Source organism: Gordonia metallireducens (genome assembly GCF_021245825.1).
Classification (GTDB): domain Bacteria; phylum Actinomycetota; class Actinomycetes; order Mycobacteriales; family Mycobacteriaceae; genus Gordonia; species Gordonia namibiensis.
On the sequence record NZ_JAJQJP010000027.1, the window covers coordinates 1 to 17510 of the forward strand.

A 17510-nucleotide genomic window follows, 5' to 3' on the forward strand; every position below is an offset into this window, starting at 1 on the left:
GCTCGCGCGCGACCACCGGCCGGGGCGGCGTCCTTGCCCGACTTCGCGGCGGCGGCCGTGGCGGCGGTTGCCGCGGCGGCGCCGGCGGATTTCCGGCTGAACAGTTTGCGTGCGAGCCCACCGAGCGCCTTGGCGCCCTTCTTGGGTCCGCTCGCACCGACCGCCGGCTGAGCGCCAGTGTCGGCGTCGCCCTCCACGTCGGCGAAGTTGCGGTAGGCGTCGAAGTCCATCACGTCGGAGAACCCGCCGTCGGCCCGCTCGCGCGGATCGGCACCGGCGTCGACCTCGGAGAGGTCGTAGGTCACCACGTCGTCGGATTCGACGACGACGAGCCCCTCTTCGGAACCCTCCACGACCGGGATGATGCCGGTGACCGCGTTCGCCGACTCCTCGTCGACGGGGGCGGAGTCGCGGGGTGGGCTCATCCGCCGGGCAACGGAATCCGAGCTGAAGTCCCGGGTGGCCGGCGGTGCCTCGCCGAAACCGGGCATGCCGCTGGCGTTGCGACCGGACGTCGAGAACGGCCGGTCCGGACGGGAGCGGTCGGCGACCGGGCGGTCGTCGGCGGAGCGGCGCGCGACGGGGTTCCCCGACCGCGGGAACGGACCGCTGGGGCTGCCGGTCCCCGACCAGCCCGCGGGACCCCAGGCGCGGGGTGCGGCCGACTCCGGGCCGGAGGTCTCGGGATCGGAGGTTTCCGCGGGTTCGGGGGCTTCCTCGGGTTCCGGAGCCGACGGTTCGGTGGCCGATTCGGGCGTCGAGGGCTCCGGTGCCGATGCGGCCTCGGGGGCTTCCGTCTCCGGCTGCTCGACCTCGGCGACCTCGTCCCGGGGTGCCTCGACCTCGGGTGTCTCCGCCGCTGCGGGTTCGGCCGCCTTCTCGTTCGCGGGCTTCGCGTCGCCGGGAGCGGGCGTGTCACCGGCGTGTGCCGCGGACGCGTCGGTGATCGTCGGGATCTCGCCGGTCAGCTCGGACACCGAGACCGATCCGTCGCGACCTGCGCGCCGACGGCCGCGACCGTCACGCCGCGTGGGCGTGGTGCCGCCGGCCGCCTGCGAGCGCGCGAGTAGTTCCGATACCGAAATGGGTCGAGATTCGGGCTCCGAATCCTTCGACATGAAGTGGCTCTCCGTCCTCGAACGTCACCGGATGCCGGTTGAGCGCATCCGCTTGGGTACTTCTCGGCGCTCGTGGACGCACCGTCGACCGTCTCCCCCATCCCGCGTGCCCGTGGGCATCGCAGACCGGATCAGCCGACGCCGCCCCGGGCGCCAGTCGTCTGTGAGGGCTCGAACGAGTCGGCTGGTTCCGCATCGAGTCGACGCAAGATCACACCCTCCCGCAGAGCCCACGGACAGATTTCCAGTGTATCGACTCGGAGGGCCCGCATAGCCGCCTCCGCCACGAGCGCGCCGGCGACCAGCTGACCGGCACGATCGGCGCTGACGCCCTCGAGTTCGGCGCGATCGGAGCGGGTCATGCGGGAGATGAAGGAGATGAGCTGACGGAGTCCGCTCGTCGTCAGTTCGCGCCGGACGCGGGGTCCCGCGCTCGACGGTGCCGCGCCGGTGAGACGGGCGAGGCTGCGGAAGGTCTTCGAGGTGCCGACACACAGGTCGGGTGCGCCGGGCGCGAGTAGCTCCTTGGCGGGGGTGCGCAGCTCCGCGTCGAGCCAGTCCCGCAGGACACCGATCCGACGCCGGTCCGGCGGGTCGTCGGGCAACCACTCGCGGGTGAGTCGTCCGGCGCCGAGCGGCAGCGACAGCGCGACGTCGGGTTCCTCGTCGACGCCGTTGGACATCTCCAGCGAACCGCCACCGATGTCGAGGGCGAGGATGCGGCCCGCGCTCCAGCCGTGCCAGCGGCGGACGGCGAGGGAGGTGAGACGTGCCTCGTCGCGACCGGAGAGGACCGCGATGCGCACCCCGGTGCGCTTCTCGACCTCGTCGAGCAGGTCGTCGGAATTGGCGGCATCACGGACGGCCGAGGTCGCGAAGGCCATCATCTGCTCGCAGCCGGAGGTGCCGGCGATGTGGGTGAACTCGTCGACCGAGTCGATCAGCTTCGACACCGCTTTGTCGCTCATCCGCCCGTCGGCGTCGATCTGTTCGGCCAGGCGCAGAACGGCCTTGGTCGAACTCATGGGCGTCGGGTGGCCACCGCGATGTGCATCGACCACCAGGAGGTGGACAGTGTTGCTGCCCACGTCCAGAACTCCTAAGCGCACGGGTCAACGGTAGTGCAGCCGCCGTCTCGGCACGATCCCGGCTACCGTTGTAGTCGTGACCGCACTCTCGCCGTCCGCGCCACGAATCACGCCCGCCCCGGAAGTCGAACTCGACTTTCCGCGTGAATGGTACGAATTCGTCGATCCGGCCGATCCCGAACACTTCATCAGAGCCGACCTCACCTGGCTGCTGTCGCACTGGACGTGCGTCTTCGGCACCCCGGCCTGCCAGGGCATCCTGCCCGGACGCGAGACCGACGGCTGCTGCAGCCACGGCGCCTACCTGTCCGACTCCGACGATCGGGAACGTCTCGCCCACGGCGTCTCCATGCTCACCCCGGAGGACTGGCAGTTCTACAAGAAGGGCTCGGGCAAGAACCCGCTCGGCCCCAAGGGGTATCTCGAGGAGGGCGACCTCGACGACGAGCCCGCACTCAAGACGCGACTTCACAAGGGCGCGTGCATCTTTCTCAACCGGCCGGGCTTCGAGGGCGGCGTCGGATGCGCGCTGCACTCGATGGCCCTGCGCAAGGGACTCGAGCCGCTGACCGTGAAGCCCGACGTGTGCTGGCAGTTGCCTGTGCGCCGCGAGCAGGACTGGGTGGAACGTCCCGACGGCACCCAGGTCCTGCAGACGACGATCACCGAGTTCGACCGCCGCGGCTGGGGCGAGGGCGGCCACGATCTCAAGTGGTACTGCTCGGGATCACCCGACGCCCACGTCGGCGCGAAGCAGGTGTGGGAGTCCTATGCGCCCGAGCTGACCGAACTCCTCGGCGCGCCGGCCTACGAGGCGCTCGCCGCCGCCTGTCGGCGTCGTAACGGGCTGGGACTCATCGCCGTTCACCCGGCGACCACGGCCGCGACTGCCCGTCGCGAGACCGACGTCAAATACGAGCTGCAACCGCCGGAGTGACCCGGGTGCGCGGGAGACCGCGCACCCGTGTCAGGCCTCGAGTTTGTACCCGAGACCGCGGACGGTGATGAGGTGCTTCGGGTTGCCCGGGTCGGGCTCGATCTTGGAGCGCAGCCGTTTGACGTGCACGTCGAGGGTCTTGGTGTCGCCGACATAGTCCGCGCCCCAGACCCGGTCGATGAGCTGCCCGCGGGTCAGGACACGGCCGGCGTTGCGCAGGAGATACTCGAGGAGATCGAACTCCTTGAGCGGCAACGTGATCGACTCACCGTTGGCTGACACGGTGTGTCGCTCGACGTCCATCCGGACCGGGCCCGCCTCGAGGACACCGAGATCGAGGTCGTCCTCGCCGGCATCCGCGCCGCGTCGCAGGACCGCCCGGATACGGGCGATGAGCTCGCGCGCCGAATACGGCTTCGTCACATAGTCGTCGGCGCCGAGTTCCAGTCCGACAACCTTGTCGATCTCGGCGTCGCGGGCCGTCACCATGATCACCGGCACGTTCGACCGGGCACGCAGGGCCTTGCAGATCTCCGTCCCCGACATCCCGGGGAGCATCAGGTCGAGGAGGACGATGTCGGGGCTCACGCGGTCGAAGGCGGGCAGCGCCTGGGCACCGTCGTTGACGATGCTTGCCTCGAACCCCTCCTTGCGCAACAGGAAGGCCAGCGGATCGGCCAGCGATTCCTCGTCCTCGACGATCAGCACGTGGGTCAACTCTCGGATTCCTTGTCGTCAGCGGACCAGCCCACGTCGGACAGGTCCTCGGGGATGCACAGCGTGAACGTGGAGCCGGTACCCGGTTCGCTCCACAGCTTGATCGTGCCGCCGTGATTGGCGGCCACGTGTTTGACGATCGCCAGGCCCAGACCGGTGCCACCGGTCATCCGCGACCTCGCCTGGTCGACGCGGAAGAAGCGCTCGAAGACACGCTGCTGGTCTGCGCGGGCGATCCCGATGCCGCGGTCGGTGACGGCGATCGCCACCATCGGACGTCCGGCGTCGGTGATGATGCGGCGACTGACCGAGACGACCGTGTTCGACGGCGAGTAGGCGATGGCGTTGGAGATCAGATTGCTCAGGGCCGTCATGAGCAGCACACGGTCGCCAGAGATCGTCGCGCCGAGCGGCTCGTCGGACCGTAGCTCGATGGACGCCGCCTCGGCCGTCAGCGTCGCCGCGGCGAGAGCGTCGTCGACCAGCTCGTCGACGTCGATCCGGGTGAACTCGGGGGTGTCGCCGTCCTGCAGCCGGGACAGCGCGAGCAGCTCGCTCACCAGCCTGCCCATCCGTTGGGTCTCCCCCACCACCCGCTGGCCGAAGTGCTGGACCGACTCGATGTCGTCGGAGGATTCCAGGAGGGCCTCGGCGAGCAGGCCGATCGCCCCGACCGGCGTCTTGAGTTCATGCGACACGTTCGCCACGAAGTCGCGGCGGGTGGCCTCGAGGCGCTTGTGTTCGGTGTCGTCGAGGCCGTAGACGACGGCGTACCGCTCATCGTCCTGCGCCACCACCTTGGCCAGGCAGCGCACATGTTCGACGGTGGGCCGCGGGGTGCGGCCGGTGGAGACGAAGCCGAGGGTCGAGGTCGGCGGGCTGAACTCGAAATGTTGCTCGACGGCGGTGTCGAGGACGTCCTTCACCGCATCCCAGACGGGGTCGGCGAGCAGCATCTCGCGGACGATGCCCAGTTCGACCGCCCGGTGGTTGAACATCACGACGTCGCGGAACTCGTCGACCACGGCGACGGCGGTCGTCGAGTTGCGGACGACCATGCTCAGCAGGCCGGCCTTGGTCATCCGGCCGTCGGCGGTCGTCGACGTGACATCGGAATCGCGGATCTCGGCCGAGGCGGGCACCACCCTCGGGACCTGTGCGCGATCGGTGGCCGGGACGGGCAGGACGGCGTCGGATCGTGGGGACGTGTGTGCGCGGCCGAACCAGGAACGGAGGGCGAGGCGTCGGGGCGACCCGGGGGCGCCGAGACGACGACCCAGCATGACTCCGAGGACGAGCGCGAGCACGAACGCGATCGTCGCGGCTGAGATTGCGGCGGCCACGGACCCAGCTTACGGCGGAACCAACGCGAGCTGCACAGATGTCGCAGCTGTTCGGCAGCTGTTCACGTGCCGTTCGCCGAAGACCCGACGACCACCGCACCGTCCGCGGATGGGGCTCACGCCGCCGGCGAGGGTCACTGAGGGACCGGCACCGCCATGTCGGCGAACTCCGGATGGCGCTCGATGAAACGCTGCACGTATGAGCAGACCGGCACGACCTGCTTGCCACTCGTCCGGATGTCCTCGAGGACGAACCGAACCAGTTGTCCCGCATAGCCGTGCCCACTGTATTGCTCACGGACCACCGTGTGGGTGAGCACGACCTGGTAGGGCTCGGAGACATAGTCGAGGTACCCGACCACCTCGTCCTCGCCGAAGGAATCAGAGACGAGAATCGCCTCATACCGTTCCTGAGCAGGTGAATGATCGATCCGAAGGGTGCCCACATCCGCCATAGCGTCTAATGTAGCGCGCGTCACACCAAAGAAGCTATGACGATTGTGTTACGCGCTCGCCGCCCGGCGTTTCCGGGCGGCGAGCGCGCGTGTCGAAGCTGTTTTCGTCGACTACTTCTGACCCTGGGCCGCCACCGCGGCCGCGCCGGCCGCAGCCGCCTCGGGGTCGAGGTAGGTGCCGCCCGGGTTCAGGGGCTTGAGGTTCTCGTCGAGGTCGTAGCGCAGCGGGTTGCCGGTGGGGATGTTCAGGCCCGCGATGTCCTCGTCGGAGATGCCGTCGAGGTGCTTGACGAGCGCCCGGAGCGAGTTGCCGTGTGCCGCGACGAGCACGGTCTTTCCGGCCTTGATGTCGGCGGCGATCGTCTCGGTGAAGTACGGGATCATCCGGGCCACGACGTCCTTGAGGCACTCGGTCAGCGGCACCTCGTCGAGGTCGGCGTACCGCGGGTCGCCGACCTGGCTGTACTCGGCATCGGGCTCGATGGCCGGCGGCGGGGTGTCGTAGCTGCGACGCCACAGCATGAACTGCTCCTGGCCGTACTTCTCCAGGGTGTCGGCCTTGTTGAGACCCTGGAGCGCACCGTAGTGACGCTCGTTGAGACGCCAGTCGCGGACCACCGGGATCCAGTGGCGGTCGGCGGTGTCGAGAGCGATCTGCGCCGTCGAGATGGCGCGTCGCAGAAGCGAGGTGTAGAGGACGTCGGGCAGCAGATCGTGCTCGACGAGCAGTTCACCGGCCCGTACGGCCTCGGCCTTGCCCTTGTCGGTGAGCGCCACATCCACCCATCCGGTGAACTGGTTGGACGCATTCCATTCGCTCTCGCCGTGACGCATCAAGATCAGGGTGCCGTTGCTCATGGGCGATAGTTTCGCACAGTCGCACCGAGGCCTCTTCTCACCGTCCGGCCATTTGGTGGTCATCGCCGCAATTCGCCCGGCGACCGCCACTTCCGAGGTCTAGCGTTATCGCATGGCAGCCAGCACAAACGCCGGCGAGACCGGCAAGAACGCGGCGCAGCAGCCCGAGCTCAAACGCGTACTGGGCTGGAAGCTGCTGCTCCTGTTCATCATCGGCGACATCCTGGGCACCGGCGTCTACGCGCTGACCGGCCAGGTGGCGGGCGAGGTCGGGGGCGCGGCGTGGCTGCCGTTCCTCATCGCCTTCTCGGTCGCGACGCTCACCGCGTTCTCCTACCTCGAACTGGTGACGAAGTATCCACAGGCCGCCGGGGCAGCGCTCTACGTGCACAAGGCTTTCGGCATCCACATCGTCACGTTCATCGTGTTGTTCACGGTGATGTGCTCGGGAATCACGTCCGCGACGACGGCCTCCCGCGCGTTCGCGGTGAACATGCTGACCGCGTTCAGCGGCGGAGAGTCCCCTGACGCCACCGATCCCGCGCTGTTCGCGGTGGCCGTCGGATTCCTCCTGCTCGTCATGTTCATCAACTTCCGCGGCGTCGCCGAGGGCGTCGGCACCAACGTCGTCCTGACCCTCGTGGAATTGACCGGTCTGCTGCTCGTGCTGTTCATCGGCTACTGGTTCATCGTCGGCGGCAACGCCGAACACTGGGATGCGGTGGTGGCCTTCGAGAGTCCCGACGACAAGAACGTCTTCATCGCGGTCACCGCCGCGACCTCGTTGGCCTTCTTCGCGCTCGTCGGCTTCGAGGACTCGGTCAACATGGCCGAGGAGTGCAAGGAGCCGACGCGCATCTTCCCGAAGGTCATGCTGAGCGGCCTGGGCATCACGGCCGCGATCTACGTCCTGATCGCGATCTGCGCGGTCGCGATCGTGCCCGTCGGGGTGCTCGCCGAGAGCGAGACGCCGCTCGTCGACGTCGTACAAGCCGCCGCGCCGGACTTCCCGATGTCGGATCTGCTGCCGTGGATCTCGATGTTCGCGGTCGCCAACACCGCCCTGATCAACATGATGATGGCGAGCCGCCTGCTCTACGGCATGGCCAAGCGTGGCGTCCTGCCCAAGTTCCTGGCCTACGTTCATCCGGGACGCCGGACCCCCGTCGCGGCCATCGTCTTCACCACGGTCATCGCCCTGTTGCTGCTCACCTACGTGAGCTCCGACCCGAAGGGTTCCATCGTCGGACTGCTCGGCGGCACCACCGCGCTACTGCTGCTCGCGGTGTTCACCATCGTCAACGTTTCGGTTCTCGTGCTACGTCGGGACACGGTGGAGCACAAGCACTTCCGCACCTCGACGCCGGTCGCCGTGCTCGGCGTACTCACGTGCGGCTACCTCACCCTGCCGATCACCGGCCGCGATCCCGAACAGTATGTGATCGCCGGTTGGCTGTTGCTGATCGGCGTGCTCCTGTGGGCCCTGACCTACTGGTGGAACAGCCGCTCCGGCGACCATGCGATCGGTTACGACGAGGTGCCGCCGCATCAGATGAGCTGACGGCCTCGCGGAGAGGCCGGATATGAAACGACCCCCAACCGGGTGATCACCTGGTTGGGGGTCGTTTCTGGTAGCGGGGACAGGATTTGAACCTGCGACCTCTGGGTTATGAGCCCAGCGAGCTACCGAGCTGCTCCACCCCGCGTTGCAAGGAGCAACACTATCCGCGGGGTGCGTCCTGCACCAAATCGGCAGCTCGGACGGGTCCTTGTCCTGCGCCCGGACCTACTTGCGCAGGTCCTTGCGGAGGATCTTGCCCGACGCCGACTTCGGGATCGCGTCGATGAACTCCACCGCACGAACCTTCTTGTGCGGGGCCACCTTCGACGCCACGAACTCCATCACCTCGTCGGCGGTCAGCTCGGCCTCGGGCTGCCGGACGACGAACGCCTTCGGGATCTCCTCCCCCGACTCCGCATCGATCGCCCCGACCACCGCCGCGTCGGCGATCTTCTCGTGGGTCAGCAGCAACGCCTCCAACTCCGCCGGCGGCACCTGGTAGCCCTTGTACTTGATGAGCTCCTTGAGCCGGTCGACGATGTAGACGCAGCCCGTCGGGTCGACCTGAGCGAGGTCGCCGGTGTGCAGGAACCCGTCGGCGTCGATGGTGTCGGCGGTCGCCTGGTCGTTGTTGAGGTAGCCGAGCATCACGTTCGGACCCTGCACCCACAACTCGCCCGGCTCGGAGAGCCCTTCCTGCGGCAGCGGTAGGTCCTCACCGGTGGCGGGATCGACGATCTTGTTCACCGTGTTCGGCACCGGCCAACCCGTCGACGACAGCGGCGGATCCTCACGCCCCAGCGTGGCCTGGGTGTCGAAGGGGATGATGTGGGACACCGGGGACAACTCGCTCATGCCGTAGCCCTGCAGCATGTGCAGATCCAGACGCTTGGCCACGGCCTGGCCCAGCTCGTCGTCGAGCGGGGCCGCACCCGACATCATCGTGTGCAGCGAGGACAGGTCGTAGTTGTCCACGATCGGATGCTTCGCGAGCGCCACCGCGACCGGCGGCGCGATGTAGGCCATCGTCACCTTGTGGTTCTGGATGTTCTCCAGGAACTCCACGAGGTCGAAGCGCGGCATGATGACCAGCGAGCCGCGAGCCGCAAGGGCCGCGTTGAGCAGCACGGTCATGCCGTAGATGTGGAAGAACGGCAGCACCGCGATCACCACGTCGTCGGCGGTCATGCCCTGCAACGGACGGAGCTGGGCGACATTGGCGACCAGGTTGCGGTGAGACAGCGCCACGCCCTTGGGGTTTCCGGTGGTTCCGGAGCTGTAGGGCAGGACCGCGACGTGGGTGCTCGGGTCGAACGAGACGTCCGGCGCCGGGAGGTTCGCACCGAGGAGGTCGATCGCGTTCGGGTGACCCGAGGCGTCCTGGCCCTCGCCGTCGAGGACGATGAGGTTCTCCGCGGACAGTCCCACCTCGTCGGCAGCCGCCTTGGCCTGCTCGAACATCGGCGAGATGGTGACCAGCATCTTGGCGCCGGAATCCCGCAGCTGCTTGGCGATCTCGGTCGCGGTGAACAGCGCGTTGATCGTCGTGGCCGTCGCACCCGCACGCAGGATGCCGTGGAACACGGTCGCGAACGCCGGGATGTTCGGCGAGAGGATGCCCACCACGTCCCCGACCCCGATCCCGCGCGACGCCAGGGCCCCGGCCGCGGCCTCGATCTGACCGACCAGCTGACCGTAGGTGGTCGTCGAACCCGACTTCGGGTCCACCAGGGCGATCCGCTCGCGGTCCTCGTCGGCGACCGACCCGAACAGGTAGTCGAAGACACTCACGTCGGGGATCTCGACGTCGGGGAAAGGACTCGTGAAGCTCATGACACCTCCGGTGATGGGTCGGTTTTGCCCGCCTACCGTATCAACACCCATTGACACGGTGTGACCTGGACCTCTCCATCCAACCAAATCCTCCCGGCCGCGTGGGCACCACCTACGAGAACCGGCCCCCGAACCTCCGGAGCGCAGGGGCGACCCCTCGCCGGTTGAATAGGCGAGGAGCTTGCGACGAGGCGTATCGAAACCCGCTGCCGCTCTACAGCGCGGTTACCGGGCGCGATTCTCAGTCGTCGGACGCGGGCTCGTCGCTGGAGGTCTGCGCCCCCTCGACCACGGACTCCCCTGGAACGTAACGTCCTTCCAGCGGGGCGCCGGCCTCGGGCAATGCCTCCTTGTCGATGAGGTGCTCGAAGGCCAGGAGATTGCGGAGGGATTCACCGCGTGAGACGCGCCAGGCCCACTCGCGCTGGATCGAGGAGAGGAAGCCGAGTTCGAGCAGGGTGTTGAAGTCGCCGTCGGCAGCCTCGAGGACCTGCCCGAGGACGCGGTCGAGTTCGTCGGAGCCGAGCGCGTCGGCCGAGATCCGGCCGACGAGATAGATGTCGCCGGTGTTGTCGATGGTGTAGGCGACGCCGTACAGCCGACGGTTCCGCTTGAGCAGGTATCGGTAGACGCCGGCGTGGTTCTCGTCGGGTCGGCGGCACACGAAGGCCTCGACCCTGACCCCGTGTTCACTGGCGGTGAGGAGCACCGTCGTCTTGAGCTTCTGCTCGCCCGGGAGTTCCAGGATGACGTGGTCGACGTCGGCTCCCCCGCCGCCCTTGCGCGAGTAGGCGATCTCGTTCTCGGTCAGTGTCTTCTCGAGCAGGTCGACGACCTCGGTGCGACTCACGACATCCTCTCGGTGGGGAACGGGTACTGCGAGACCCTCAGACGGTCACCCGATTGCGCCGCCGACGCCAGCGTCGACGAGCCCGGGCGGGGCCGCCCGGTGTCTGTGCCGCCGCCTGCTCGGCATCCTTCTGCGCCGCATCGGTTTGGGCGGCAAAGGACTCCATCGCCCGGCGGTAACTCTCGATGAGCTGGTCGACGGTGTGCTCCCAGGAGAACTTCTCGGCGTGCCGGCGGGCGTTGCGGCCGAGTTCGGCCAGGCGATCAGGTTGCGCCAGAAGCTTTTCCAGAGCGTTCGTCCAGTCGCCGGGCACATGACCGTTGACGAGCACACCGGTGCGGCCGTTGTCGACGGCGACGCCGAGACCGCCGACATTGGCGGCGATGACCGGCGTCCCACAGGCCTGCGCCTCGATGGCCACGAGACCGAAACTCTCGGAATGGCTGGGTACCGCGACCAGGTCCGACGCGCGGTACACCTGGCGGAGACGATCCGACGGTTGCGGCGGAAGGAAGGTGACGGACTCGGAGATCCCCAGTTCGGCAACCTGATCCATGAGCGCGGTGGGGCGCTGCAGCCCGGAGCCCGACGGCCCGCCGACGATCAGGAGCCGCAGCCTGCGCCCGGACGCGACGGCGTCCTTGATCAGCGGCGCCATCGCGGTGACGAGGAGGTCGGGGGCCTTCAGCGGCTGGATCCGTCCCACGAACGTCACGATCGTCTCGTCGGGATCGAGACCGAGGATCGACCTGGCCTCGGCCGACGAGCCGGGCGTGTAGCACTCGAGGTCCGCGCCCGGCGTCACCACGTCGATGCGGTCGGCATCGGCGTCGTACATCGAGAGCAGTTCCGCCGCTTCGGTTTCGGTGTTCGCGACCAACCGGTCGGCCTCGCCCACCACCTGCTGCTCGCCGATGACGCGCAGCTGCGGCTCGGCGGTGTCGCCCTCGGCCAGGGCGGCATTCTTCACCGCGGCGAGGGTGTGGGCGGTGTGCACCAGCGGCACGCCCCAGCGGTCGCGCGCCAGCCAGCCGACCTGCCCGGACAGCCAGTAGTGGGAGTGGATCACGTCGTAGTGGCCCGGCGCCTGCGCCGCCTCGGCGCGGAGGACGCCCGCGGTGAAGGCGCAGAGCTGGGCGGGGAGGTCTCGCTTGTCGAGACCCTCGAACGGGCCGGCGACGACGTGGCGGACGGTCACCCCCGGTGCGGCCGCGACCGACGGCGCGTCGGACGACGAGGTCGCCCGGGTGAAGATCTCGACCTCGATGCCGCGTCGGGCCAGTCGGATCGCCGTCTGCCAGACGTAGACGTTCATCCCGCCCGCGTCGCCGGTACCCGGCTGCGCCAACGGCGAGGTGTGCACGGAGATCAGCGCAACACGCCGCGGCAACGGACTCGAGGTCATGGTCTCCACCTTAGAGAAATGACCGCGACGGTGACGCGCGCCCTCCGCGTCGACCAGCGCACACCGCAGATCGCTGACGGCTTCGCGCCCGGCCCGGCCATCCCCTACACTGTTTTCGGTAACGATTGTCATTTGCGTAAAGGGTGTCATGAGGAAAAAGCTTCTGGCCGCGGCCGGAGCCCTGTCCGCGGCCGCGCTGGTCCTGGCCGGCTGCTCGAGCGACTCCGGAAGCGGGGACGGCACCCCGACCGTGGTCGCGTCGACCAACGTCTGGGGCGCGGTCGCCTCGGCCGTCGCCGGCGACAAGGCGACCGTCACCTCCGTCTACACCAGCACCGAGGGCGACCCCCACGAGTTCGAGCCGTCTGCCGCCGACACCGCGACGATCGCCGACGCCGACATCCTCGTCATGAACGGCGGCCACTACGACGCCTACATGGAAGAGGCTGCCGAGTCCTCGGGCGCAACCGTCGTCGACGCCTACGCCCTCACCCGCAGCGACGACCACGACGCGCACGATCACAGCGCAGACGACCACGCGGATCACGCCGAGCACGACCACGGCGACGAGAACGAGCACGTCTTCTACGACCTGCCCGTCGTCGCCGAGGTGGCCGACAAGGTCGCCGACGCCCTCGCCGAACAGGACCCGGCGAACGCGGAGACCTACCGCTCGAACGCCGAGACCTTCACCGGCGGCATCGACGAGCTCCGGACCGAGGTCGCCGGCATCCGCAAGGCGCACGACGGCACGAAGGTGGCCCAGACCGAACCGCTCGCGGGATACCTGCTCACCGAGGCCGGCCTGATCGACGCGGCTCCGGCCGGGTTCACCCAGGCCGTCGAGGAGGGGCAGTCGCCGTCGGCCGCGGACCGCGCGGCCATGCAGGACCTGCTCGCCTCCCGCGACGCCGCCGTCCTGATCTACAACGTCCAGGCCGTCGACCCGGTGACGCAGGCGATGCTCGACGTCGCCGAGTCCGCGAAGGTGCCCGTGGTCGAGTGCACCGAGACCCTCCCGGACGGCGTCACCGACTACCTCGTCTGGCAGCGCGCACAGATCGACGCGCTCGCATCAGCCCTCGACGCCGAGAAGAGGTGACCGCGATGACGGCGGGAGCCGACCCGGTGGTCACGTTCTCGGGTGCGCGGCTCGGCTTCGGCGACCGCGTGCTCTGGGACGACCTCGACCTGACGATCCGACCGGGAGAGTTCGTCGCCGTCCTCGGGCCCAACGGTTCGGGAAAGACCTCGTTCCTCCGCGTCCTGCTGCGTCAGTACTCGCTCGACCGCGGCACCGTGGCGACGACCGACCGGATCGGTTACATCCCGCAGCAGCACGCCGACGAGGGTGACCCGATGGCTCTCCGCGGCCGGGACCTGGTCGGTTTCGGCGTCGACGGCAACCGGTGGGGACTCGGTCTGCGCGGCCGGTCGCGCCGGCGTCAACTCGTCGACCAGGCGCTCGCCGCGGTCGACTCGTTGCCCTACGCCGACGCCCCGCTCGGTGTCCTCTCCGGAGGCGAACAGCAGCGGCTGCGCGTGGCCCAGGCGGTCGTGAGCGATCCCGACCTCCTGCTGTGCGACGAACCGCTGGCGAGCCTCGACCCGACCAATCAGCAGGTGGTCGTCGACCTCATCGACCAGCGCCGCAAGCAGGCGGGAACCGCGGTCGTGTTCGTCACGCACGAGATCAACCCGATCCTCCCCTACGTCGACCGTGTGCTCTATCTGGTCGGCGGACGGTTCCGTGTCGGCACCCCCGACGAGGTGATGACCACCGAGACGCTCAGCGAGCTGTACGGCAGCGACGTCGAGGTGCTCCGGGTCAACGGTCGCCTCATCGTGATCGGCGGCGAGGACGCCCACCACTGCGTCGACATCGCCGAGGCCGGGAGTCAGCCCCTATGAGCGTGACTCCGCTGGCCGCCGAACGACAGTTCAGCGACCTCTGGGACTTCTCGACGACCATCGACCTACTCGGTTACGACTTTGTGCAGCAGGCGCTGCTCGCCATGATGCTGCTGGGGCTGATCGGCGGCCTGCTGGGCCCGCTGATCGTCGCGCGGCAGATGTCGTTCGCGGTCCACGGTTCCAGTGAGCTGTCGGTGACCGGCGCCGCCGCCGCCCTGCTCGCCGGCTTCAGCGTGAACCTCGGCGGCGTGATCGGTGCGGTCCTCGCCGCGGCGGTCTTCGGCATCCTCGGCGCCAAGGCGCGCGAACGCGATTCGGTGATCGGTGTCGTGATGGCGTTCGGCCTGGGCATCGGTGTCCTGTTCCTCGCCCTGTACGGCCGGATCGGCACCGGCTTCGCGCTGTTGACCGGGCAGGTCGTCAGCGTCGGACTGGAAGGCCTGGTCGCGATCGCGATCACGACGGCGATCGTGGTGGCGGTGCTCGCCGTGATCTACCGGCCGCTGCTGTTCGCGTCGACCGATCCGCGGGTGGCGCAGGCGCAGGGCGTCCCGGTGCGCACGCTCTCGGTGGTGTTCGCGATCATCATGGGCCTCGCCTGCGCGCAGGGCGTCCAGATCATCGGCGCACTGCTGGTGATGTCCCTGCTGATCACCCCGGGTGCCGCCGCTGCACGGGTGACCGCCAACCCGATGCGGGCGCTGGTGCTGTCGGTGATCTTCGCCGAGGTCGCCGCGGTCGGCGGCCTGCTGATGTCGCTCGCGCCGAAACTCCCGGTCTCGGTCTTCGTCACGATCATCTCGTTCGTGATCTACGTCGTCTGCCGCGTCATCGGCTCACGCCGCGTGCACACCACTCGCTAGTACTCCTCGGCGAACCCCGGATTGCACCGGGCGCCGATCATGTCCTCCTCGGTGACGACTGGCCGTCCGGGTTCCAGGTTCCAGCTCGGCTTCTCCGGTTCGATGATCCGCGCGAACCGCCAGTGACAGTCGAACTGTGCCTGCATTCCGGGGGTGTCGGCAGTCGCGTCGAGTCCGACGACCTCCCGCCACGCCGCGGCCATCGCCGACGGTTCCTGGGTGTACCGACCCGACGTCGTCGGGAAGACCGAGAGGCTGGGGCCCACCTCGGTGTCCGTCCACTCGACGCGTTCGATGAAGGGCGGCCGGTAGACCACCGTCGGAGTGGTCGACCGACTCGTGGGGCCCGGTCCCGTCGTGGGGGTGGACGTCGGGACAGAATCCGCACTCACCTGACTCGGCGTCGACGCCGTGCCGAGCGACTCGCCCGCGTCGTCGGATCCCGAACCGCAGCCCGCGAGAAACATCGAGCTCGCGACACCGCCCACAACGGTCAAAGCACAGATTCGCGCCGTGATCGCCCCGAAGCCTTTCGTCCCCATACGGCCACCGTAGGGCACGAGTAGCCTGCATCTGTGATTAACCGCGGGGGGCGCCAACTCGATCAGTCCGTCGACCTCTTGCTGGATCGCAACCCGACCACCGTCGACTACCTGCGGAGCCATCACGACACGACGTCTCCCGATGGGCCCGAACACTTCTCGGTGGTCTACGACAAGACCATCCGGATGCTGTCCACCGAACCCGACTACGCGGTCGACGAGTTCACCGAGGTCCGCGCGCCGACGCTGGTGGTGATCGCCGACCGGGGCCTGGTGCGGATGGAGCACGCACTGGACATCGTCCGCACGCTGCCGAACGCCCGGTTCGCGGTGCTGCCCGGGACGCACATCCTGCCGGTGGAGGCGCCCGAGCTGTTCAACCCGCTCGCGCTGTCGTTCCTCGCCGCCGACCCGCCGACCGACTGGCTACCGGGCTGACGGACCGGACGGACGGTCAGGCCCCGGAGGGCGCGTGCACCCGGTACCAGGCCTGACGACGCAGGGTGTCGGGATCGGCGACGACCCGATCCGGGTCGTTGATGACCAGGACCTTCCGTTCGTCGGTGGTGTAGACCGGCCAGCCCAGACCGGGGTCGCCGGTGCGGGCGAAAGCACCCCAGCGCCCCTGCACGTTCTCGGTGACCCGGCGTGTGCCCGGCCAGTCGGCGATGGCGAGGCCAGCCCCCATCGGCGCCCGGTAGGCACCGAACACGGTGAACAGTTCCGTCGCGTGCGTCGCGCCGAAGCCCGTCGCGTCCAGCACCTTCGTCCGGTAGTCGTAGCGGTAGACGTAGGTCGGCGCGACCTTGCTGTGCCCGTCGGCGAAGGCGGTCATCGGCGCCCAGAAGATCGAGTCGCCGGCCAGCCGGATGCGGTCGCGGTCGCCGTTGCCGTACTGGGCGGCGATCTCGCGGCGGACCTCCTCGTCCTCCACCCGCATCAGCATGCGTTCGGAATCGGGTAGGACGTTCCAGAGTTTCGCGAAGAGCTTGCCCTCGTCCTTGTTGCTCCCGATCACCAGCGGCACCGGCACCGTCAGGCCCTCGGTCGCCGCCGCCAGCGGCGAGCGCGGCAGCACGTCACCGTCGACGACCGGCGCGAACGGGATCGCCCCGCCGGACGACTTGGTCGCGAAGCGCATCAGCCGGTTGCCGGCCTCGAGCAACAGGGCCGGGTTGGGTGTGGTGAGGAGGCGCTGCGCCTCGGCCGGGTCGATGGGGTCCTCGGTGCGTTCCATCGAGGTGTTCCGACGCTGCGGGTCGCGCAGGATCCGGACGAACTCGTCGGCGTAGACGGTCGCCTCGTCCTGCTCGACCACGAGTTCGGGTGCCGGGCTCTGCGCGATGGCGTGGTGGAACAGGCCGGTGGCCTCCGGCGCGGACAGCAGGGCGAGCACCGATGAGCCGCCGGCGCTCTCGCCGAAGACGGTCACGTTGTCGGGGTCGCCGCCGAACGCGGCGATGTTCTCCTGCACCCAGCGCAACGCGGCGATCTGGTCGCGCAGACCCGCATTGGTGTCGAACGGCCGGTCGTCCGTGGCGAACTGCGAGAGGTCGAGGAAACCGAACGGCCCGAAGCGGTATTGGATCGTCACCACGACGACGTCCTGGGCGCGGGCCAGGAAGGCGGCGTCGTAGAGCGGCGTCGCGGCGGTACCGAGGATGAAGGCGCCGCCGTGGATGAAGACCATCACCGGGCGCGGCCTGCTCGATTCCACCTCGGGCGAGAACACGTTGAGGGTCAGGCAGTCCTCGGCCATCGGGGCGAACTTGCCCGGCGCGACCGCGGTGAACCGCTTCTCCTGGATGGCGGCCTTGGCGAGCTTGGTGCAGTCCCGCACGCCGGGCCAGTCGTGGACCGGTTCGGGAGCGCGGAAGCGGCGGTGGGCCACCGGGGGCGCGGCGAACGGGATGCCCCGCCAGCTGATCGTGCCGCGGCGAAGCCGCTTCCCCCGGGCGCCACCGACGACGCCGTTGACCGTGGTGACCTTGGTGTCGAGCAGTGCCATGCCCCCACCGTAGACGAA

At 68.7% G+C, this 17510-nt stretch carries 16 protein-coding genes, 1 tRNA gene and 1 pseudogene; 6 read left to right on the forward strand and 12 right to left on the reverse strand.

What is annotated here, in order from left to right; genetic code table 11:
* Together LQD00_RS10635 and LQD00_RS10640 are read right to left on the reverse strand one after the other, a co-directional pair.
* A pseudogene (locus LQD00_RS10635) lies at window positions 1–1118 on the reverse strand (hypothetical protein); the annotation flags it as partial.
* A 131-nt stretch (window positions 1119–1249) separates the two neighbouring features.
* The gene (locus LQD00_RS10640; RefSeq protein ID WP_232717112.1) at window positions 1250–2227 is read right to left on the reverse strand and encodes a Ppx/GppA phosphatase family protein; all 978 of its coding nucleotides are present in this window, start codon (window positions 2225–2227) and stop codon (window positions 1250–1252) included.
* A 55-nt stretch (window positions 2228–2282) separates the two neighbouring features.
* Here LQD00_RS10640 and LQD00_RS10645 point away from each other — a divergent pair, with 55 nt between their 5' ends.
* On the forward strand, window positions 2283–3143 hold the full coding sequence (locus LQD00_RS10645) for a hypothetical protein (protein ID WP_232717113.1): 861 nt from the start codon (window positions 2283–2285) through the stop codon (window positions 3141–3143).
* Between the two features lie 30 nt (window positions 3144–3173).
* Here LQD00_RS10645 and LQD00_RS10650 read toward each other — a convergent pair whose 3' ends face one another.
* The 4 genes from LQD00_RS10650 to LQD00_RS10665 all read right to left on the reverse strand — a co-directional run bounded on the left by LQD00_RS10650 (window position 3174) and on the right by LQD00_RS10665 (window position 6516).
* Window positions 3174–3860: a response regulator transcription factor gene (locus tag LQD00_RS10650; protein ID WP_006865309.1), complete on the reverse strand. Its 687-nt coding sequence runs from the start codon at window positions 3858–3860 to the stop codon at window positions 3174–3176.
* Complete coding sequence (locus LQD00_RS10655; protein ID WP_232717114.1) at window positions 3857–5203, reverse strand: sensor histidine kinase; 1347 nt, start codon at window positions 5201–5203, stop codon at window positions 3857–3859. Before LQD00_RS10655 ends, LQD00_RS10650 begins: the two co-directional genes overlap by 4 nt.
* 134 nt (window positions 5204–5337) lie before the next feature.
* A complete protein-coding gene (locus LQD00_RS10660; protein ID WP_232717115.1) occupies window positions 5338–5658 on the reverse strand; it encodes a GNAT family N-acetyltransferase in 321 nt (106 codons plus the stop codon).
* Between the two features lie 111 nt (window positions 5659–5769).
* Window positions 5770–6516: a phosphoglyceromutase gene (locus tag LQD00_RS10665; RefSeq protein WP_005194247.1), complete on the reverse strand. Its 747-nt coding sequence runs from the start codon at window positions 6514–6516 to the stop codon at window positions 5770–5772.
* Window positions 6517–6628: 112 nt separating this feature from the next.
* Between LQD00_RS10665 and LQD00_RS10670 the strand changes: the two genes are divergently transcribed.
* Window positions 6629–8077 carry an APC family permease gene (locus tag LQD00_RS10670; RefSeq protein WP_232717116.1) on the forward strand — a complete coding sequence of 483 codons (1449 nt, stop codon included), beginning with the start codon at window positions 6629–6631 and terminating at the stop codon, window positions 8075–8077.
* A 68-nt stretch (window positions 8078–8145) separates the two neighbouring features.
* Here the strand turns inward: LQD00_RS10670 and LQD00_RS10675 are convergent.
* The 4 genes from LQD00_RS10675 to mshA form a co-directional block, all read right to left on the reverse strand.
* A tRNA-Met gene (locus LQD00_RS10675) sits at window positions 8146–8222 on the reverse strand.
* A gap of 80 nt (window positions 8223–8302) precedes the next feature.
* Window positions 8303–9910 (reverse strand): 4-coumarate--CoA ligase family protein, encoded by a 1608-nt coding sequence (locus tag LQD00_RS10680; RefSeq protein WP_232717117.1) that lies wholly within the window; start codon window positions 9908–9910, stop codon window positions 8303–8305.
* A gap of 241 nt (window positions 9911–10151) precedes the next feature.
* Window positions 10152–10760 (reverse strand): type III secretion system chaperone family protein, encoded by a 609-nt coding sequence (locus tag LQD00_RS10685; protein WP_232717118.1) that lies wholly within the window; start codon window positions 10758–10760, stop codon window positions 10152–10154.
* 37 nt (window positions 10761–10797) lie between these two features.
* Window positions 10798–12165, reverse strand: coding sequence for a D-inositol-3-phosphate glycosyltransferase (gene mshA / locus LQD00_RS10690; RefSeq protein ID WP_232717119.1), 1368 nt, complete (start codon window positions 12163–12165; stop codon window positions 10798–10800).
* A gap of 148 nt (window positions 12166–12313) precedes the next feature.
* On the opposite strand from mshA, the gene LQD00_RS10695 reads away from it, so the two are divergent.
* Genes LQD00_RS10695 through LQD00_RS10705 form a run of 3 tightly spaced genes read left to right on the forward strand, consistent with a single transcriptional unit; the run spans window position 12314 to window position 14942 of the window.
* Window positions 12314–13267 (forward strand): metal ABC transporter solute-binding protein, Zn/Mn family, encoded by a 954-nt coding sequence (locus LQD00_RS10695; protein ID WP_232717120.1) that lies wholly within the window; start codon window positions 12314–12316, stop codon window positions 13265–13267.
* Window positions 13268–13272: 5 nt separating this feature from the next.
* On the forward strand, window positions 13273–14076 hold the full coding sequence (locus LQD00_RS10700; RefSeq protein WP_232717121.1) for a metal ABC transporter ATP-binding protein: 804 nt from the start codon (window positions 13273–13275) through the stop codon (window positions 14074–14076).
* Window positions 14073–14942 (forward strand): metal ABC transporter permease, encoded by an 870-nt coding sequence (locus tag LQD00_RS10705; protein WP_232717122.1) that lies wholly within the window; start codon window positions 14073–14075, stop codon window positions 14940–14942. The genes LQD00_RS10700 and LQD00_RS10705 overlap by 4 nt, the downstream gene beginning before the upstream one ends.
* Here LQD00_RS10705 and LQD00_RS10710 read toward each other — a convergent pair.
* A complete protein-coding gene (locus LQD00_RS10710) occupies window positions 14939–15484 on the reverse strand; it encodes a DUF2599 domain-containing protein (RefSeq protein ID WP_232717123.1) in 546 nt (181 codons plus the stop codon). The two genes, LQD00_RS10705 and LQD00_RS10710, sit on opposite strands and share 4 nt — an antisense overlap.
* 33 nt (window positions 15485–15517) lie before the next feature.
* Here LQD00_RS10710 and LQD00_RS10715 point away from each other — a divergent pair, with 33 nt between their 5' ends.
* Window positions 15518–15922, forward strand: a complete 405-nt coding sequence (locus LQD00_RS10715; RefSeq protein WP_406566999.1) for an alpha/beta fold hydrolase — start codon at window positions 15518–15520, stop codon at window positions 15920–15922.
* Window positions 15923–15938: 16 nt separating this feature from the next.
* On the opposite strand, the gene LQD00_RS10720 is transcribed toward LQD00_RS10715, so the two are convergent.
* Window positions 15939–17492: a carboxylesterase/lipase family protein gene (locus LQD00_RS10720; protein ID WP_232717124.1), complete on the reverse strand. Its 1554-nt coding sequence runs from the start codon at window positions 17490–17492 to the stop codon at window positions 15939–15941.
* Window positions 17493–17510: the final 18 nt, after the last annotated feature.